This window comes from Elusimicrobiota bacterium (assembly GCA_026388095.1).
Classification (GTDB): Bacteria; Elusimicrobiota; Elusimicrobia; order UBA1565; family UBA9628; genus UBA9628.
This window is the reverse complement of sequence record JAPLKL010000044.1, coordinates 63,158-79,558: the sequence shown is the minus strand read 5'-3', so window position 1 is coordinate 79,558 and position 16,401 is coordinate 63,158. Positions and strand designations below refer to the sequence as shown.

At 67.6% G+C, this 16,401-nt stretch carries 20 protein-coding genes; 7 read left to right on the top strand and 13 right to left on the bottom strand.

From position 1 onward, the window contains the following. Genes NTY77_10760 through NTY77_10740 form a run of 5 tightly spaced genes read right to left on the bottom strand, consistent with a single transcriptional unit; the run spans position 1 to position 4,767 of the window. Complete coding sequence (locus tag NTY77_10760) at positions 1-801, bottom strand: radical SAM protein (protein MCX5795965.1); 801 nt, start codon at positions 799-801, stop codon at positions 1-3. Continuing rightward, positions 785-1,960 carry a molybdopterin molybdotransferase MoeA gene (locus NTY77_10755; GenBank protein ID MCX5795964.1) on the bottom strand — a complete coding sequence of 392 codons (1,176 nt, stop codon included), beginning with the start codon at positions 1,958-1,960 and terminating at the stop codon, positions 785-787. Before NTY77_10755 ends, NTY77_10760 begins: the two co-directional genes overlap by 17 nt. A 5-nt stretch (positions 1,961-1,965) precedes the next feature. Beyond that, entirely contained in the window at positions 1,966-3,018 is a 1,053-nt protein-coding gene (locus tag NTY77_10750) for an ATP-binding cassette domain-containing protein (GenBank protein ID MCX5795963.1), read from the bottom strand. Between the two features lies 1 nt (position 3,019). After that, a complete protein-coding gene (locus tag NTY77_10745) occupies positions 3,020-3,790 on the bottom strand; it encodes an ABC transporter permease (protein MCX5795962.1) in 771 nt (256 codons plus the stop codon). Then, positions 3,790-4,767, bottom strand: coding sequence for an extracellular solute-binding protein (locus NTY77_10740; protein ID MCX5795961.1), 978 nt, complete (start codon positions 4,765-4,767; stop codon positions 3,790-3,792). Before NTY77_10740 ends, NTY77_10745 begins: the two co-directional genes overlap by 1 nt. Before the next feature lie 132 nt (positions 4,768-4,899). Between NTY77_10740 and NTY77_10735 the strand changes: the two genes are divergently transcribed. The 5 genes from NTY77_10735 to NTY77_10715 are packed head-to-tail and all read left to right on the top strand — an operon-like array spanning position 4,900 to position 8,014. Further along, on the top strand, positions 4,900-6,768 hold the full coding sequence (locus tag NTY77_10735; GenBank protein MCX5795960.1) for an aldehyde ferredoxin oxidoreductase family protein: 1,869 nt from the start codon (positions 4,900-4,902) through the stop codon (positions 6,766-6,768). After that, on the top strand, positions 6,765-6,989 hold the full coding sequence (locus NTY77_10730; GenBank protein ID MCX5795959.1) for a MoaD/ThiS family protein: 225 nt from the start codon (positions 6,765-6,767) through the stop codon (positions 6,987-6,989). The genes NTY77_10735 and NTY77_10730 overlap by 4 nt, the downstream gene beginning before the upstream one ends. Position 6,990: 1 nt before the next feature. Then, positions 6,991-7,488, top strand: a complete 498-nt coding sequence (mobB, locus tag NTY77_10725) for a molybdopterin-guanine dinucleotide biosynthesis protein B (protein ID MCX5795958.1) — start codon at positions 6,991-6,993, stop codon at positions 7,486-7,488. Next, the gene (locus NTY77_10720; protein MCX5795957.1) at positions 7,485-7,667 is read left to right on the top strand and encodes a hypothetical protein; all 183 of its coding nucleotides are present in this window, start codon (positions 7,485-7,487) and stop codon (positions 7,665-7,667) included. The genes mobB and NTY77_10720 overlap by 4 nt, the downstream gene beginning before the upstream one ends. An 8-nt stretch (positions 7,668-7,675) precedes the next feature. After that, entirely contained in the window at positions 7,676-8,014 is a 339-nt protein-coding gene (locus NTY77_10715) for a phage holin family protein (protein MCX5795956.1), read from the top strand. Positions 8,015-8,038: 24 nt separating this feature from the next. Here the strand turns inward: NTY77_10715 and NTY77_10710 are convergent, their stop codons facing one another. After that, positions 8,039-8,473, bottom strand: coding sequence for a DUF3568 family protein (locus NTY77_10710; GenBank protein ID MCX5795955.1), 435 nt, complete (start codon positions 8,471-8,473; stop codon positions 8,039-8,041). Positions 8,474-8,609: 136 nt separating this feature from the next. Between NTY77_10710 and NTY77_10705 the strand changes: the two genes are divergently transcribed. Continuing rightward, the gene (locus tag NTY77_10705) at positions 8,610-9,356 is read left to right on the top strand and encodes a TIGR03435 family protein (protein ID MCX5795954.1); all 747 of its coding nucleotides are present in this window, start codon (positions 8,610-8,612) and stop codon (positions 9,354-9,356) included. A gap of 84 nt (positions 9,357-9,440) precedes the next feature. Here the strand turns inward: NTY77_10705 and hcp are convergent, their stop codons facing one another. From hcp to NTY77_10675, 6 genes are all read right to left on the bottom strand, one after another. Next, positions 9,441-11,054 (bottom strand): hydroxylamine reductase, encoded by a 1,614-nt coding sequence (gene hcp, locus NTY77_10700; GenBank protein MCX5795953.1) that lies wholly within the window; start codon positions 11,052-11,054, stop codon positions 9,441-9,443. Between the two features lie 86 nt (positions 11,055-11,140). Further along, entirely contained in the window at positions 11,141-11,692 is a 552-nt protein-coding gene (locus NTY77_10695; GenBank protein ID MCX5795952.1) for a hemerythrin domain-containing protein, read from the bottom strand. Positions 11,693-11,789: 97 nt separating this feature from the next. Then, positions 11,790-12,488 carry a Crp/Fnr family transcriptional regulator gene (locus tag NTY77_10690; GenBank protein ID MCX5795951.1) on the bottom strand — a complete coding sequence of 233 codons (699 nt, stop codon included), beginning with the start codon at positions 12,486-12,488 and terminating at the stop codon, positions 11,790-11,792. A 7-nt stretch (positions 12,489-12,495) separates the two neighbouring features. After that, a complete protein-coding gene (locus NTY77_10685) occupies positions 12,496-13,284 on the bottom strand; it encodes a GNAT family N-acetyltransferase (protein MCX5795950.1) in 789 nt (262 codons plus the stop codon). Further along, a complete protein-coding gene (locus NTY77_10680) occupies positions 13,275-13,763 on the bottom strand; it encodes an N-acetyltransferase (GenBank protein MCX5795949.1) in 489 nt (162 codons plus the stop codon). Before NTY77_10680 ends, NTY77_10685 begins: the two co-directional genes overlap by 10 nt. 1 nt (position 13,764) lies before the next feature. After that, complete coding sequence (locus NTY77_10675) at positions 13,765-14,448, bottom strand: class I SAM-dependent methyltransferase (GenBank protein ID MCX5795948.1); 684 nt, start codon at positions 14,446-14,448, stop codon at positions 13,765-13,767. A gap of 36 nt (positions 14,449-14,484) precedes the next feature. On the opposite strand from NTY77_10675, the gene NTY77_10670 reads away from it, so the two are divergent. Beyond that, entirely contained in the window at positions 14,485-15,720 is a 1,236-nt protein-coding gene (locus tag NTY77_10670) for an anion transporter (protein MCX5795947.1), read from the top strand. Between the two features lie 81 nt (positions 15,721-15,801). Here the strand turns inward: NTY77_10670 and NTY77_10665 are convergent, their stop codons facing one another. Beyond that, positions 15,802-16,401, bottom strand: coding sequence for a hypothetical protein (locus NTY77_10665; GenBank protein ID MCX5795946.1), 600 nt, complete (start codon positions 16,399-16,401; stop codon positions 15,802-15,804).

Below are 16,401 nucleotides of genomic sequence, written 5' to 3'. Positions count from 1 at the left end.
CTACCCCCCTATGCTGTAGAATCCGTGCGTCCTGCTGGCGGTCCCGCATTCCGGCTTGGCCGCGACGGCCTGGCGCAGGACCTCCCCGGCGTCCGCGCTCCGCACGGGGAAAGCGACGTCGCTGAAAAGGCAGGGCTTGAGGTAGCCGTCGCTGGTCAGGCGCAAGCGGTTGCAGCGGCCGCAGTCGCCGCCGCTGCCGCCTGTCACGACCCCGAAGCGTCCGGCCGCCATGTCCATCTCCGGGATGAACCGGGCCTGCAGGCCGCGCTCAGCGCAGAAGCGCGCCACCTCTTGAGCGTCGGGCTCCTCGGGCCCGGCCTTGACCACGCAGTTGACCTTGATGGGCGCAAAGCCCGCCTCCTGCGCGGCCGCTATGCCGGCCAGGACCTCGGAGAGCTCGCCGCCCCGGGTGAGCGCGCGGAAGCGCCCGGGGTCCAAGGTGTCCAGGCTGACGTTGACCCGCCGCAAGCCGGAGCGCCGCAGGTCCGCCGCGTGCCGGGGCAGGAGGATCGCGTTGGTGGTCATGGAGAGATCCCGGATGCCGGGGATCGCCGCGAGCAGCGCGACCAGCTGGGCGATGCCCCGGCGCATGAGCGGCTCGCCGCCGGTCAGCCGGATCTTGTCGACGCCGAGCTCAGCGGCGCGCGCGGCGAAGGCCGCGATCTCCTCGAAGCTGAGGATGTCCTTGCGGTCCACCAACCGGCCCCCGCCGGGCGGCATGCAGTAGGCGCAGCGCAGGTTGCAGCGGTCCGTGACGCTGACGCGCAGGTAGTCGATGCGGCGCTTAAAGCGGTCGTACATCGACAAGAGCGCCTCCGGGGAGCTCGCTGACGCCGGCGGGGATGGAGACGACGCCGTCGGCTGCGGCCAGCGAGGAGATGTGCGCCGAGCCGTGGAACTCCACCGCCTCGGCCGCGCCGTCGGGCCGGATGCGCACCGGCACGCGCGAGAGCCGGTCGGCCCTCTTCCTCTTGATCGCCGCGGCCAGGGGCAGCCTCAGCGTCCGGGGCGGCTCCAGACAGCCCGTCATCTTAGAGAGCAGCTCCTTGACGAAGAACTCGAAGACCATGAAGGCCGAGACCGGATTGCCGGGCACCCCAAAGACCACGGTGTCGCCGCAGCGGCCGAACACCGTGGGCTTGCCCGGCTGCACGGCGACCTTCTCGAAGAGGAGCTTGAAGCCCTGCGCGCGCAGCTGCTCCGGAACGAGGTCGAAATCCCCCATGGAGACCCCCCCGGCGATGAGGATGACGTCGCATCCGGCCTTGGCCCGCGCCAAAGCCGCGCCGATGGACTCCTTGGTGTCGCGGGCGATACCGTAATGGGTCGGGACGCAGCCGCTCTCCAGGGCCTGCGCCATGAGCTGGGCTGAGTTGGAATCCCGGATCTGGGCCGGACCCGGAACGGCTTCCGGCGCGACCACCTCGTCGCCCGTGGCGATGACTCCCACCTTGGGCCGGAGGCTCACCAAAGGCCGGGCGCAGCCGGCCAAGGCCAAGGACGCCACGACCTTCGCGCTGATCCGGGTCCCGGCTTCCACGAGCTTCTGGCCGGTCGCGATGTCCTCGCCTCGCCGGCAGATATTGTCCGAGGTGCGCTGGCCGGTCCAGCGTATGCGCCCGTCGGCCAGGGCCTCGGCCTCCTCCACGATGACCACGCAGTCCGCGCCGTCGGGCAGCATGGCGCCGGTCATGATCTTCGAGCACTGCCCCGGCCCCACGGCGCGGCTCGGCCGGCTTCCCGCGGCGATGGTCTCCACCACTTCGAGCTCGCAGGCCAGGTCCTGCCTGCGGCAGGCGTAGCCGTCCATGGCGGACTTATGGAAAGGCGGCATGTCCACGTCGCAGACCACGTCCTGGCGCAGCACCCGGCCGAGGCTTTCGTCCAGGCCGACCTGCTCGGCGGCCAAGAGCACGGCGTTGGACCTGATGAGCGCGACCGCTTCCTCGGCGGATATCATCGCTGTCATCCTCCTTGATGGATCAGACATGAGGCGGCCTTGAAGCTCACCCAGGCCGGCTCTCCCACCCGCAGGCCCAGCGCTCTTTGCGCCTCCGCGGAGATGGTCGCGGTCACGGGCAGTCCCGCGTCCACCACCACCTGGACTCCCAGCCGGGAAGGGGCCAGGTCCACCACCTTGCCGGGGAAGTGGTTGCGGCTGCTGGTCTCCTCCCGCAGCCGGGACACCACCACGTCCTCGGGCCGGACCGTGAGGAAGGCCTCGCCGTCGGCCGCGTCCGTCAGGCACAGGATGCGCAGGCCGTGCGTGGAGAACTCCTTGAGGTCGCTCTCCGGCAGGCCGCGCAAGGAGCCCTTGAAGAAATTCTTCGCGCCCACGAAGCTCGCCACGAAGGCCGAGGCGGGACGCCGGAACACCTCTTCCGGCTCCGCCAGGCCGGCCAGGCGGCCTTGCTCCAGGATCCCGATGCGGTCGGCCAATGAGAGCGCCTCGTCGAAATCGTGGGTCACATGCACGAAGGCGGCGCCGTTGCGGCGCAGGCCGCGCAGCAAGGCGCGCAGCTCGGCCTGGGTGCCCTTGTCGAGCGCGGCCAGCGGCTCGTCGAGCAAGAAGAGGTCGGAGCCGGCGGCCAGGCTCCGGGCCAAGGCCGCGCGCTGGTACTCCCCCCCGGACAGTGTCCCGGGCTTGCGGTCGAGCTGGTCCGAGATGCCGGTCCGCTCCGCGGCGCGGCGGACCTGCTCTTCGACAGCGCCGGCCGCGCGGCTGCGCAGGGGATAGGCGATGTTCTGCCGCACCGTAAGATGAGGGAAGAGGTCCGCGTCCTGGCACACGATGCTGAGCCCCCGGCGCTGGATGGGCTCGCGGGTGACGTCCCGGCCGCGCAATCTGATGCGGCCCGCATGGGGCTGCCTGAGCCCGGCGATGGCTTCGAGCAGGAGGCTCTTGCCCGCGCCGGACGGGCCCAGGATGACCAGGTAGCCGCCCGGCGCCACGCTGAAGCCGATCTCCTTGAGCTCGAAGGAGCCGGCGCGCAAGGACAGGCCCTCGACGCTGAGCATGCTACGCCTCGTCCTTGACCAGGCGCAGGGCCGTGAAGACCAGCAGGCTGACCGCGACCAGCACGGCCGCGGCCGGCACGGCCTGGCCCAGTCCGTAGGAGTTGAACTTCTCGAAGATGAGCACCGGGGCGGTCTTGGGGTTGTAGGCCACGATGACCACGGCGCCGAACTCGCTGATGCCGCGCGCCCACATGAGGATGAAGCCGGAGAGGATGGAGCGCCAGGCCAGAGGCACCGACACGGTGAAGAACACCCGGGCCGGCGAGGCGCCCAAGGTCAAAGCGATGCGCTCCAGGCGCACGGGGACCGCGGCGAAGCCGTCGCGCGCCGCGTTGATCAAGAACGGGACGCTCACGAAGGCCATGGCCAGCATGATGCCGGCGGGGTGGTCCACGAAGCTCAGCCCGGCCGCTCCAGCCGCCCGGCCCAGCCAGCCTTCGCGGGCCACGATGCCGAGCAGAGCGATGCCGGCCGCGGAGTGCGGGATGATGACGGGAAGGTCGATCAAGCCGTTGACCAAGCCTTTGAGCGGGAAGGTGTTTCGGGCCAGGAGATAGGCCAGGGGCACGGCGAACAGGGCGGACAGCGCGGTGCCTGCCATGGAGACCCAGAGGCTCAGCCAGATGCTGGCGCGCAGCTCGGGGTCGGCGGCGGCGCCGGCCAAGGCGTGGGGAGAAGATGCCAGGTAGAGCCCGGCTATGGGCGCGGCGATGAAAAGGAGGACCGCGCCGCCGAGGAAGGCGAAGGCGAGGTCGCGGCCGGAGCGCTCCATCAGCGGGGGCTCCTGCGAGCGTAAACCTTGAGGTCCTTGGGCAACTGCTCGTAGGTGCTGGTGGGAGCAGGCACCAGCGAGGGCTGGCCGAGCCGCTCCATGGTCTTGAGGCCTTTATCTTTGTCCAGCAAGAAACGGATGAACTCGTTTGCCAGCTCGGGGTTGGCGACGTTCTTGGGTATGGTGACGCCGTAGGCAATGGCTGAGCCGTACTGGGTGACGAGCTCGGCCGGGGTCTTGCCGTGGAGCTGGATGGAGGCTTTGCGGTAGAAGCCCTCGCGCTCGGGCTTCTTGAGATTGATCTGGTCGGGCAAGGCGAGCCAGCGCAGTCCGTGCTGTTGGGCGACGGAGCGATAGAGGAAGAGGTAGTCGAGTTCGCCGGCTTGGAGCAAAGCGAGGAGGTCCACTTCCTTGGGACGGCTATGGGTATTGCTCTTGCCGAGGAGCTTATCCGCCAAGCCGGGCCGGCGGTAATGGAGCTCCGCGAGCTTTAGGGCGATGACCGTGCGGTAGCCGCAGGGGTCGGCCTCCGGGTCGGAGCGGCCGATGGCCACGTCCTGGTCCGCGAGGATGTCGAGCCAGTTCTTGGAGGTCAGCTCAGCGGCCCGGCGCGACTTGTCCGTGTAGACTATGGCCAGCTCGTTGCCCGCGAATTTGAGGCTCCAGGCCGCGTGCTCGGGGATGAGGAGCTGGTCTATGACCTCGTAGTCGGCCACGGCGAGCACGTCGCAGGGCTTGTGCAGCTCGGAGATCTTGCGGGCGCACTCGCGGCTGCCCGCGACCTCCCGGATCACTTCGACTCCGGGGTGCTCGGCTTTGAAGTCCGCGATGATCCGGTCGAAGGGCACGGTGAGGCTGCCGGCGTGGAAGATGACAAGGCGACGCTCCCCCTCCGCCAGGGACCGAGCGCACAGCGGCAGCGCGACCGAAAGCAGCGCGAGCAGTGCCGCTGGGAGCCCCCGGGCGTTAGGAGTCATGAGATGATTGTATGAAAAGTAGGGAAGCCCCGGCGCGCTGTCGGTTTCGATCCTGCGCCTTGACTTTACGGTCCCGTTTGGCTTTCATGGTCATACCGGCTCCGCCGAGGACGCCGGCCCGGAGGGCTCGCCATGAAAGGATGGACCGGCAATATCCTGCGCATCGATCTGACCAAGAGCAGCTATAAGGTAGACCGCTTCACCGAGGAGTTCGCCCGCAAATGGATCGGCGGCCGGGGATTTGCGGCCAAGATCCTCTGGGACGAGCTCAAGCCCGGCATCGACCCCCTCGGCCCCGACAACAAGCTCCTCGTGGCGCAAGGCCCCGCCTCCGGCGTCCTCATGCCCAACTCCGGCAAGACCATCGTCGCCGCCCTCTCCCCCCTCACCGGCACCTACGGCGACGGCAACATCGGCTCCTACATCACCATCCAGATGCGCAAGGCCGGCTACGACGTCCTCATCTTCGAAGGCCGGGCCCCGGCCCCCACCTACGTCTACATCGAGGACGACACAGTCGCCTTCCACCCCGCCGGGCACCTCTGGGGCAAGGGCACCTACGAGGCCCAAGCCTGGCTGGAGAAGAAGTACGGCAAGACCGCCGGCATCCTCAGCATCGGCCAGGGCGGCGAGAACAAGGTCTTGTACGCCATCATCCGCAGCATGGAAGGCCGGGCCGGCGGCCGGCCCGGCATCGGCGCGGTCATGGGCTCCAAGAACCTCAAGGCCATCGTGGTCAAAGGCACCAAGGAGATCCCCCTGGCCGACCCCAAGGCCATGAAGGAGCGCGGCCTGGCCGACCTCAAGGCCGTGGGCGCCATGGACAAGAAGTCCAAATGGTCCGTGCAGGGGACCAACGCCGTGCTGGAGTGGTGCAACGAGATGTGGGCCCTGCCCGTGCGCAACATGCGCCAGTCCCACTCCGACCAGGCCTGGAAGCTCGACGGCCTGCGCACCAGCCAGGCGCGCGTCGCCACCTACGGCTGCCCCCACTGCACCATGCGCTGCGGCCTCGCGGTCCTCGACCACGAAGGCCACGAGTCCGAGCTCGACTACGAGAACGTGGGCATGCTCGGGCCCAACCTGGAGATCTTCGACCTCAAGCAGATGGCCTCGCTCAACTACATGTGCGACGACTTCGGCGTGGACACCATCTCCGCCGGCTCGGCCCTGTCCTTCTACGCCGACGCCATCGACCACGGCGCCGTCCAGGGGAACTTCAAGTTCGGAGACGCGGAGCGCGCCAAGGAGCTCCTGCGCATGGCCGCGCACCGCGAGGGAGTCGGCGACCTCATCGCCGACGGCAGCCTCAAGATGGCCCGGAAGTTCGGCCACCACTCCGAGGCCTACGCCATCCAGTGCAAAGGCCTCGACCTCTCCGCCTACAACTGCAAGTACGTGCCCGGCCAGGCCCTGGCCTTCGGGACCAGCGCCATCGGGGCGCACCACAAGGAAGCCTGGATCATCACCTACGAGCTCAAGTTCTCCGAGCGCGGCGCCTACGGCCGGGACAAGGCCCAAAAGGTCATCGAGCTGCAGCGCATCCGCTCCAGCATCTTCGAGTCCCTGCCCCTGTGCCGCTTCCCCTGGATCGAGCTGGGCTGGGACATCAAGAACTACCCCGAGTACTTCAACCTGGCCACGGGCTCGCACTGGACCATGGACGACTTCAACACCACGGGCGACCGCATCTACAACCTGCTCAAGGCCTTCTGGGTCCGGGAGCATCCGGACACCGACCGCAGCTCGGACTACCCGCCGCGCGTCTACTTCGACCCCGCCAACGCGGAGAAGGAAGGCCCCACCGCGGGCAAGGTCCTGGAGCTGGACAAGTACGAGACGCTCCTGGACCACTACTACGACATCCGCGGCTGGGACAAGCGCGGCGTGCCCACGCGCAAGACCATGGAGCGCCTCGGGCTCGGCGCCGAGGCCGAGCAGCTCTCCAAGCTCACCACCGTCTCCGAAGACGTGGTCCCCATGGGCATCGCGGGAGTGTGAAGGTCACGGTCCGGCTCATCGGAGGCTTCGTCCAGAAGCTCGGCTTCGCGGAGAAGGAGCTGGAGTTGCCCGCGGCGCTGAGCGTCGACGGGCTGCTGGCCCGGCTGGGGCTCAAGGGCATACCCGTGCTGGTCTCCCGCGACGGCGCGGGGCTGCACGGCCATGATGAGATCAAGGACGGGGACCGCCTGCTCGTCTCCGCCATGTTCTCCGGAGGCTAGGTTGGCTGTCCCCATCGTCTCGTTCGTGGGCCGCAGCGGCTCGGGCAAGACCACCTTGCTGGTCAAGGTGGTCCGCGGCCTGGCCCGCAAGGGCCGCCGGGTGGGCACGGTCAAGCACTTCCGCCACGACTTCGAGACCGACCGGCCGGGCAAGGACTCCTACCGCCATTTTCACGCCGGAGCCAGCGCCTCCATGATCGCCTCCCAGGACAAGCTGGCCTTGGTCAAGCGCCTGCGCCGGCCCCTGAGCCTGCGGCGCATCGCCGCCGAGTTCTTCCCGGACGCGGACCTGGTGGTGGCCGAGGGGTTCAAGGGCGAAGCCGGGCCCAAGATCGAGGTGCTGCGCCGGGCCGTCAGCCGCAGGCCGGTCTGCCCCGCGCGCGGCCGCGGGCTCATCGCCTTGGCGGCGGATTTCGAAGTGGCCGGCTACCCTCAGCCGCGCTTCCGGCTCTCCGAGGCCGGCAAGATCGTGCGATTCATCGAAAAGGAGCTCTTATGACCAAAGGACACGGGCTGGACAAGACGATCAAGGCGGCGAGCTTGAAGGTCGACGGAAAGGCCATCCCCATGAAGGGCTTCGTGCAGGACTTCGTGGGCCTGACCGTGGCGGCCATGGTCTCCAACCTCAAGGGCGTCGGCAAGCCCCGGGAGATCGAGCTCAAGATCAAGGTCCGCTAGCGGCCATGATCAAGATACTCCTCCACATCCTGGTCAGCGGGGTGGCGGTCTATGCGACCGCGCGCTTATTGCCGGGCGTCCACGTGGCCGGCTTCGGGACCGCGATCGTGGCGGCCGTGGTCCTCGGCGTGGTCAACGGCTTCGTGCGGCCGATCCTGCTTATCGTGACCTTGCCCATCAACCTGCTGACCTTGGGGCTTTTCACGCTGGTGATCATCGGCGGCTGCGTCGAGCTGGCGGCCTGGCTGGTGCCGGGGTTCGTGGTCGACAGCTTCTGGTGGGCTTTGGCTTTCGCGGCGGTGCTGTGGGTGGTCAACTCCTTCCTGCACGGGCTGGAAAGGCGCTAGCTCGCAGTCAAGCGGCAGCAACGATCAATGGGGCGGATGCGCCGCATCAGCGCCCCCCAGGATCTGATCCATCTGGATCAGGATCTCGGCCGCGACGGTCTGGTCCTTCATCAGCCAATTCCTTTTCGCGTTGATCGACGCTTTCGTGACCGTAGGCGTGATGGGAGCCAGAGTGATGTAGATGGTCAGATGCTTGGTCTTGCCCTTCAGCTCGATATCTTCGCCGCTCTTCTTCTCCTTGGTCTTCGCGATCTGCATGCGCCTGAGCGCCTGCAGGGCCGCCGTGTGGACCTGAGCCTGGGGGTAGGTGAAGGAGCGATAGGCGGTGGTGCTGGTGAAGCTGATCCCGCTGCCGGCTCCCGCGACCGCGACCGGGACCGCCGCCGCGCAGCCGCTGAGCCCGGCCGTCGCGACGAGAGCCAAGAAGGAGAGCGCCCGCAAGCCGGCTCCAGCGCGCATGGGGGGATTGTAGCATTTGCTCCCGGAACGCATGGCGCAGGCCCCTCGGCGCAAGATCCCACAAGGAGTGCGAATGGAAGTGTAATCTGTTATCATAATCCAAACCGCGGCCCAAATCTCAGACAAGGATACTGACATGAGAAGATCGCTCCTGTTCCTCGCCTCCTCGCTTCTGCTCGCAGCATGCCAGGCGCCCCCGCAGTCGGCCCTGCACGCCGACGACGCCGCCGTCGGCTGGGCCACATCGGCCCTCTTGGAGCTGCGCATATCATCCGCGTCGAGCGCGGCCTCCGCGATCAGCTCGTACAACAACAGCTTCATCGGCCGCGGGATCACCCCGGCAAAGGCTATTTTCTGGGCCTACGGCACGCCCTCTTGCCGGACGATCATGGACCCTGCGCTGACCCGCCGCCGGTACGACTTCACCGCCAAGGTCCCCAACGGGCAGGACTTGATGCTGGCGCCTTTGGTCCAGCAGGGGATAAAGGCCGTCTTCAATGTGGATATCCATCGCGGGCGGTTGGATAGGGACGTGTTCATCGCGTCCGTCGCCAAGAACGCGAAGAGCGGGCTCCAGCCGTCGACCCAGACCGCCGGGAGGAAGGTCGACTACATCAGCAGCAGCAACAACAGCATCAAGGTCAAATGCACTCACGCGGAACTCGGCAAGCTGTTCAGCGCCCTGGAGGGCCCGCTGGACCGTCCCATAGTGGATGAGACCGGGCTCAAGGGCGAGTTCGCCATCGAATTCAAATACGAGGGCCGCCTGGAGGAAGCCTCGATCTTGAAAGCCCTTCAGGAGCAACTGGGCCTCAAGCTGGCCCGGGGCAGGCGCAGCGTAGAGATGCTCTCAGCCAAGAAGCTGCCCGGCAAAGCGGGCTGAAAAGAACCCTCTTCGGCGCGACCGGCGCGGACAGGCTGAGCCTGTCCGCGCCGGTCCGTCTTACGGCCCTTCCCGAGAGTCCGACTAGGCCGAGGCCTTGGCTCCCATGATGGCGTCGAGGTCCTGCGCCGCCGTGGTGGTGGGCTTGAGCCCGAACTTCTCCACCAGGACCTTGAGCACATTGGGCCCCACGAAGGCGGGCAAGGTCGGCCCCAGCCTCATGTTCTTGAGCCCCAGATGCAGCAAGGTCAGCAATATGCAGACCGCCTTCTGCTCGTACCAGCTCAGGATGATGGAGAGCGGCAGGTCGTTGACCCCGCAGTCGAAGGCCTTGGACAGGGCCAGCGCGATCTGGATGGCGGAGTAGGCGTCGTTGCACTGCCCCACGTCCAACAGCCGCGGGATGCCCCCAATATCGCCGAACTCCAGCTTGTTGAAGCGGTACTTGCCGCAAGCCAAGGTCAGGATGGCGCAGTCCTGGGGCACGGCCTGGGCGAAGTCCGTATAGTAGTTGCGGCCCGGCTTGGCCCCGTCGCAGCCCCCGATGAGGAAGAAGCGCTTCAGCTTGCCGGCCTTGACCGCCTCCACCACCTTGCCCGCGACTCCCAGCACCGCGTTGCGAGCGAAGCCGATGGTGATGAACTTGGCCGGCGCGTCCTCGTTGAAGCCGGGCGCGGCCAGCGCGGCCTTGATCACTTCCGTGAAGTCGCCGTTCTGGACATGCGTGACCCCCGGCCAGCCCACCAGGCCGGTGGTGAAGATGCGGGCCTTGTAGGTCTCCTTGGGCTTCTGGATGCAGTTCGTGGTCATCAGGACCGCGCCCGGGAAAGCGTCGAACTCCTTCTGCTGGTCCTGCCAGGCCCCGCCGTAGTTGCCGACCAGGTGCTTGTGCTTCTTGAGGCCCGGATAAGCCAGGCAAGGCAGCATCTCGCCGTGGGTGTAGACGTTGACGCCCTTACCCTCGGTCTGCCGGAGGAGCGTGTCGAGGTCCTTGAGGTCGTGGCCGGAGACCAGGATGCACTTGCCCTTGACCGGGGTGACGCGCGCCTGGGTGGGCTCCGGGTGCCCGTAGGTCCCGGTGTTGGCGCGGTCGAGCAGTTCCATGACCTTGAGGTTGACCTCGCCGACCTTCAGCGCCATGCCCACGAGCTGGTCCACGTCCGTGGGGTTCGAGGCCAGGAATTCCAGGGCCTCGTGGAAGGCCGCGTAGACCTCCGGAGCCTCCACGCCGAGCAAGCGCGCATGGTCCGCGTAAGCCGCCATGCCCTTGAGGCCGTACTTGATGAGCTCCTGCAGGCCGCCGACGTCGCCGCCCAGCTTGGAGAGCTTGCCGCCCACGGAAGCCTCGCCGGCCGGGGCCGCGACCTGCGCCACGGGCCGGCCCGCCTTGCGCGCGGCTTCTTCATAGAGCTTGCGGGCCCGCTCCTTCATGGACTGGGCGCGCTTGACCCAGTCCGCGAGGCGCGCGGAGTCGAAATTGACGTTGGTGATGGTAGTGAAGAGGGCCTCGACCACGAAGCGGTCTATGTCGCGGTCCGCGGCTCCCAGGACCTGCGCCCGGTGCGCGTAGCGGGAGATGCCCAGGCACTCCTGGATCAGCTCGTCCATGGTGTTGGCCGCGACCGCGTCCTTGCCGCAGACCCCGACTCTCTGGCAGCCCTTGCCGCCGGCGTTTTGCTCGCATTGATAGCAGAACATGTCCATTTTCTTGTCTCCTCCCTTCAGATCCGTCTCGGTCATGATGACATTATGCCACGGACGTCCCGGCTTGGCCTTGACCTAAGTCAAGCGCCGACCGAAGCCGCGAAAGCCAGCTGCGCCTTCACGACCGCGGCGAACTCCCGATCCACGGCCGCGAAGCGCTCCTTGAGCGCGGCGCCGCGCGCGGCGCCCAGAGCCTCATCGGCCATGGGGTAGAGGATGTTGTCCTCCTTATAGATGTGCTCCTCCAGGAGCCCGCAGTACCCTCTGGTGTTCTCCAGGAGCTCGGCCTTGCGGCCCTCCCGGAGCGCCCCCTCCAGGCCGCGGACGTACAGGCGCCCCAACTCGTGGTTCTCGAGCATGACCGGCCGCGGATCGCAAGGCATCCTGACCCCGGGCTCATCCAAAGCCGGGAACAGGATGTCCTCCTCCTTGGCGTGGTGGAACTTGTCGGCATAGTTCCTGATGAAGTCCACCGCCTTCAGGAAGAACTGCGGGTCCACGGCGGCGCCGCCGGCGACCTTGCCGCATTCCGCGCGCAAGGCGGCCACGACCTTCAGGATGATCCGATGCTCGTCGGAAAGCTCCGCAGTGGTGTTGGCCGCGGCTTTCGTCTGCGTCCTCATTCTGGTCATGGTCAGGTCCCCCTCTGTGTCCTTCGCCCATAGTATGGCTCGGGAAGCGGAAAACGGCCTTGACCTAGGTCAAGCGGGCCCGGCGGGTCCGCGAGGCTCAGTCGCCGTCGGCGAGACGGCGCAACTCCGGGGACTTGAGGATGGAGACCTCAGGGCCGCGCACCGCGATGAGCCCCGCATCCTGGAGCTTGCGCAGGCCGCGGCTCAAGGTCGCGGGGATGGTGCCCAACTGGGAGGCGAACTCGGCCTTGGTCCGGCGTATCCGGAACCTCTCCGACCCGGCCCTCTTGGCTTCGGCGAGCAGCGCGCCGGCCAGGCGCGCCGGGACTTCCTTCAAGGACAGGTCTTCCACGAGCTGGACGAACTCGCGCAGCTTCTGGGAGAGGCCGGCCATCATGCCGATGGCCAGGTCCGGGCTTCCGGCGAAGGCGTCGCGCAGGGCGGCGCGCGAGAGCACGAAGAGGACGGACCTCTCGATGGCCTCCGAATAGGCCGGGTAGCGGCCGCCCGCCCACAGCGCGGCCTCGCCGAATGTGGTCCCCGGGCCGAAAGAGTGGAGGATCTGCTCGCCCCCGCGCGCGGAGAGCTTGAAGACCTTGACCCGGCCGAAGATGACCAAAAAGAAACAGTCCGCGGGCTCGCCCGCCTGGAACACGGCTTCGCCGGCCGCGTAGGCGCGCACGCTCCCGCGGCGCAGGACCAGGCTCATCGCCTCCGGCCGCAAAGCGCAGAACAGAGGCGAGGCCTTCATGACGCGCAGCAGATTCGGCCGGCTCGGCAAGGGCTCGCGGGGCATGCTCAGACTATAGCGCTTTTTTCCGGAGCTGCGCGTGGTATTCCTCATAGCTCGCGACGGCCTCGAAGCCGAGCTTGCGGTAGCAGGCGATGGCGGCCCGGTTGTCCGCCTTGACGTTGAGGCAGATGTGGCTCACCGTCTTGAGCAGCCGGCGGCACAGCTCGGCCGTGGCGGCCTCCGCATGGCCGCGGCCGCGCGCCTCGGGCCGGGTGGCGATGTTTCCCAGGGCCGCGACCTTCTGCCGGGCCGAGTAGACATGCACGCCCGCGGCGCAGATGAGCCTGCCCCCTTCCCGGATCCCGACATAGTAGCCGGTATCGAGGAGGGAGGGCACGAACCAGTTGCCCGGATAGCTCTCCGCGTAGAACCGCTCCACCTCCGCGCGGTCCCCAGGAGCGAGCTCCACGGTCTCGGCCGAGCGAGCCGTTTCCAGGCGGCTGGGATCCTTCAGCGCCATCTTGTAGTGCTCGCCGTGAGCGGTCAAAGCATAGCGCTCCTCCAAGGCCTTGCCCAAAGAAGGAGTCAGATGGCAATAGAGGCTCGGAGGCAGAAGCGGCGAGAGCTCTCGCAGCAGGCGGGCCAGCTCAGCCGACTCTTGCGAGGCCAAGGCCAGCAAGGTGGGCTCGCTCAAGCCCGTGTAGAGCAGAGCCAAAGCCCGGATCCGCCCTGCGTCCACGAGCCCGTACCAGGCCGTGTCCGGCCAGAACCGGTCGTCAAGGTCCCCGAGCTCGTAGCCGTGCAGAAAAGGGTCCCGCCGCAGGAAAGCCTCTATGCGGGCTCGGTCGCTCAGGCGCACGGCCTCTGGGGGTGGAAGTCGGACATGGGACCGATGCTCTTGCGCAGGAGCAGTTCGGAATGTCCGGCCACGACGTAGTCCTTGAGCTCCCCCACCAGCTTGTAGCCCAGACGCTCGTAGAGGCGGCGCGCTTTCGGGTTGAAGTCGGACACGCAGATGAAGGCGTTAGGAGACTCCGAGAAGATGCGTTGCTCCGCGAATGCGATAAGCCTGCTGCCGACGCCCCGGCCCTGCCAGGCCGGGGAGACCGCGATGGTCTGGATGTAGCCTTTGAAGGCCCCGCCCATGGCCAGGATGACGAAGCCGGCCACGGCGCCGTCCGCAGCCGCCACGTAGACCTCGCGCTCCGGGTTCTTCAGCAGGGCCAGGGCCTGGTCATGGCCCCGGCCGAGGGTGAGCCAGGGCTCCTGGCTCGACATGATGCGCGCGCAGGCCGCCAGCTCCCCTGGCCCGCCGGGACGGCGGATCTCGATGTCCATCCTAGTCTCGGCGCAGGGCCATGACCGTCAGCAGCGGCCAGCCCAGGTGCTTGGCCGCGCGGGGGAAGCGCCTGGCCAAGGCCCGGTCCGGGGCGTGCTCGCTCATGTGCGAGAGGCGCAGGCCGGCTGCGACCGCGGCCATGACGTAATCGGAAAGGGTCTGACGATGGCTGCGGGGACGGATGTCCCGCCCGCTCTTGGGATCGAAGAAGCGCGCGGACTGGCCCTTGAGCCAGAGCGCGGGGTGCATGGCCGTGACCACGATGGTCCCGTCGCGCCTGCAGACGCGCTTGAGCTCCCGGAAGAGCCGGCCGAGGTCCTTGATGTGCTCCAGGACCAAGGAGCAGACCACGCGGTCGAAGCCGCCGGAGGGCAGGGGCAAGGGCCTGGCCAGATCGTGGCGGATGAAACGCACGGCCGCGGCGCCGGGCTTGGCCCGGGCCTTGGCGAGCATGCCTTCCGAGAAATCGAGCCCGGTCACCGAGGCCCCGCGCCGGGCCAGGCGCACCGCGTGGCGGCCCGTGCCGCAGCCGATGTCGGCCACGCTCAGGCCGCGCACCGGGCCCAGGAGGCGGTCCACGACAGGCTCTTCCATGGCGATGAGGGGATTGCCGTCCGTGTCATAGACCGCGGCCCAGAGGTCGTAGCCTCGCCGCGTGGCAACGACCATCGGCTCTTTGGTCATGAAGGCGATTATAGCCTTTTGGCATAATACCTCACGATGTCGCATCCCTGGGTCGCGGCCGCGGTCTTCCTGCTGACCTATCTCCTGCTGTCCTTCCAGAGCCTGCCCGGGGTCTTCATCCGCCGGCCGGCCGCCGCCCTCATCGGCGCGGTCGCCATGGTGGCGGGCGGGGTGGTGTCCTTGGACAAGGCCTACCGCCTCGTGGACCTCGACACCATCGTGTTCATCCTGGGGATGATGATCATCATCGGCTACCTGGAGGTCAGCGGGTTCTTCGAAAAGGTCGAGTGGCTCATCCTGGAGCGGGCCCGCACCACGCGCGACCTGCTGGCCTTGGTGGTGGCGTCCTCCGGCCTGCTCTCGGCGCTGTTCATGAACGACACCATCTGCCTCATGCTCACGCCGGTGGTGCTCCGGCTGACCCGCCGCTGCGGCCTCAAGCCCGCCCCCTATCTCATCGCATTGGCCACCTCCGCGAACATCGGCTCGGTGTTCACCCCCATGGGCAACCCGCAGAATATGATCATCGCGGTCCATTCGCGCCTGCCCTTCAACGCCTTCGTGCTCAAGCTCGCCCCCATCACCGCGCTCGGCCTGTGGCTCAACTACCTCGTGCTGCGCCGGGCTTACCGTGAGGAGTTCGCCGGGGACCGCGCCGTCCGGCTGGGGGAAGTCAGAGCCCCCGCGGGCCGCGGCCGGCTCATCTATGTGTGCCTGGCCGCCTCGGCCGTCCTGCTGCTCCTGCTGGCCATGAACGTGCACCCGCCCCTGGCCGCGATCGTGGTGGCGGCGGCGCTCATCCTGGCCGGGTCCACCCGCCCCCGGGAGGCCTTCGCGCGCATCGACTGGGAGCTGCTGCTCATGTTCGCCAGCCTTTTCGTGGTCATGGGCGGCCTGCGGGAATCGGGCCTGCTGGGCGAGCTCATGGGCCGGCTGGCCCGGGCGCGCGGCGCCGGCCTGCTGGCCCAGCTCGCCGGGCTCTCCGTGGTCTCCGGACTCCTCTCCAACATCGTGAGCAACGTGCCCGCCGTGGTGTTCCTGAGCAACATCATGCCCGCGCTGGGCGGACGCGACTGCCTGTGGCTGGCCTTGGCCGCGTCGAGCACCGTGGCCGGCAACCTCACGCTCATCGGCTCGGTGGCCAACCTCATCGTCTTCGAGTCCGCGCGCAAGGAGGCGGCGGTGGGGTTCTGGGAGTACTTCCGGGTCGGCGCGCCCCTGGCCGTCCTGCTGGGCGCGCTCTGCGTGGGCTGGCTCTACTGCCTGGGCTGACAGACAAAAGCCCTCCTTTCGGAGGGCCAGTGTCCATTGAGCGTCGAAGTCGGTCTGGCTTGAGCTGCCGACCTTCCCGGTCTAGTGTTTGGGGTTCTCCGGCCGCTCGGTCCTTTCGGTTTTTTCGGTCCTTTCGGGCCTTTCGGTCCTCTCGGGTCTTCCGGCGCGTTCCGAGCGCTCGGACTTCTCGTGCCGGCTGGCCTTTTCAGCCTTTTGCTCTTTCTTCTCCTGCTTCTTGCTTTCGGCCTTCTCGTGCTTTCGGGCGGCGGCGTCCACGCTCTTCACCTTGCCGATCACCTTGCCGAGTTTGACGCCTTGCTGCTTGGCGATCTGGCCCCAGCCCATGACCGGCGGCCCCTGCCGCTGGGACATGATCGTCTGGACGTTCTTGTCCGTGATCCCGCCGGGCATCTTCTGGGCCAGCGCGAGCACGATGGATACCTCGCCGTAGCCCAGCTTCTGGTCGCGCAGGCCTTGGACGCGGGCGTCGTCCACCTTGAATTCGGACTTCAGCCTGGACTCGACCGCCTTCTGCCCTTCAGGCCGGGCCGCGTTCTGGTCCAGGTCGGATGATGTCTGCTCCAGCTTCTGCTCGTCTTTGGACGGTCCTTCCTCGGCCGCGGCGAATGACGCGGCGCAGAAGGCAAGAACGACCGAAAGGCCTAACGCTGTGTTTTTCAT

Excerpts from the sequence above, each read along its gene's own strand:
- NTY77_10760 (MCX5795965.1), bottom strand. The coding sequence starts at position 801 with ATGTACGACCGCTTTAAGCGCCGCATCGACTACCTGCGCGTCAGCGTC.
- NTY77_10755 (MCX5795964.1), bottom strand. The coding sequence starts at position 1,960 with ATGATATCCGCCGAGGAAGCGGTCGCGCTCATCAGGTCCAACGCCGTG.
- NTY77_10750 (MCX5795963.1), bottom strand. The coding sequence starts at position 3,018 with ATGCTCAGCGTCGAGGGCCTGTCCTTGCGCGCCGGCTCCTTCGAGCTC.
- NTY77_10745 (MCX5795962.1), bottom strand. The coding sequence starts at position 3,790 with ATGGAGCGCTCCGGCCGCGACCTCGCCTTCGCCTTCCTCGGCGGCGCG.
- NTY77_10740 (MCX5795961.1), bottom strand. The coding sequence starts at position 4,767 with ATGACTCCTAACGCCCGGGGGCTCCCAGCGGCACTGCTCGCGCTGCTT.
- NTY77_10735 (MCX5795960.1), top strand. The coding sequence starts at position 4,900 with ATGAAAGGATGGACCGGCAATATCCTGCGCATCGATCTGACCAAGAGC.
- NTY77_10720 (MCX5795957.1), top strand. The coding sequence starts at position 7,485 with ATGACCAAAGGACACGGGCTGGACAAGACGATCAAGGCGGCGAGCTTG.
- NTY77_10710 (MCX5795955.1), bottom strand. The coding sequence starts at position 8,473 with ATGCGCGCTGGAGCCGGCTTGCGGGCGCTCTCCTTCTTGGCTCTCGTC.
- NTY77_10705 (MCX5795954.1), top strand. The coding sequence starts at position 8,610 with ATGAGAAGATCGCTCCTGTTCCTCGCCTCCTCGCTTCTGCTCGCAGCA.
- hcp (MCX5795953.1), bottom strand. The coding sequence starts at position 11,054 with ATGTTCTGCTATCAATGCGAGCAAAACGCCGGCGGCAAGGGCTGCCAG.
- NTY77_10695 (MCX5795952.1), bottom strand. The coding sequence starts at position 11,692 with ATGACCAGAATGAGGACGCAGACGAAAGCCGCGGCCAACACCACTGCG.
- NTY77_10690 (MCX5795951.1), bottom strand. The coding sequence starts at position 12,488 with ATGCCCCGCGAGCCCTTGCCGAGCCGGCCGAATCTGCTGCGCGTCATG.
- NTY77_10680 (MCX5795949.1), bottom strand. The coding sequence starts at position 13,763 with ATGGACATCGAGATCCGCCGTCCCGGCGGGCCAGGGGAGCTGGCGGCC.
- NTY77_10675 (MCX5795948.1), bottom strand. The coding sequence starts at position 14,448 with ATGACCAAAGAGCCGATGGTCGTTGCCACGCGGCGAGGCTACGACCTC.
- NTY77_10670 (MCX5795947.1), top strand. The coding sequence starts at position 14,485 with ATGTCGCATCCCTGGGTCGCGGCCGCGGTCTTCCTGCTGACCTATCTC.
- NTY77_10665 (MCX5795946.1), bottom strand. The coding sequence starts at position 16,401 with ATGAAAAACACAGCGTTAGGCCTTTCGGTCGTTCTTGCCTTCTGCGCC.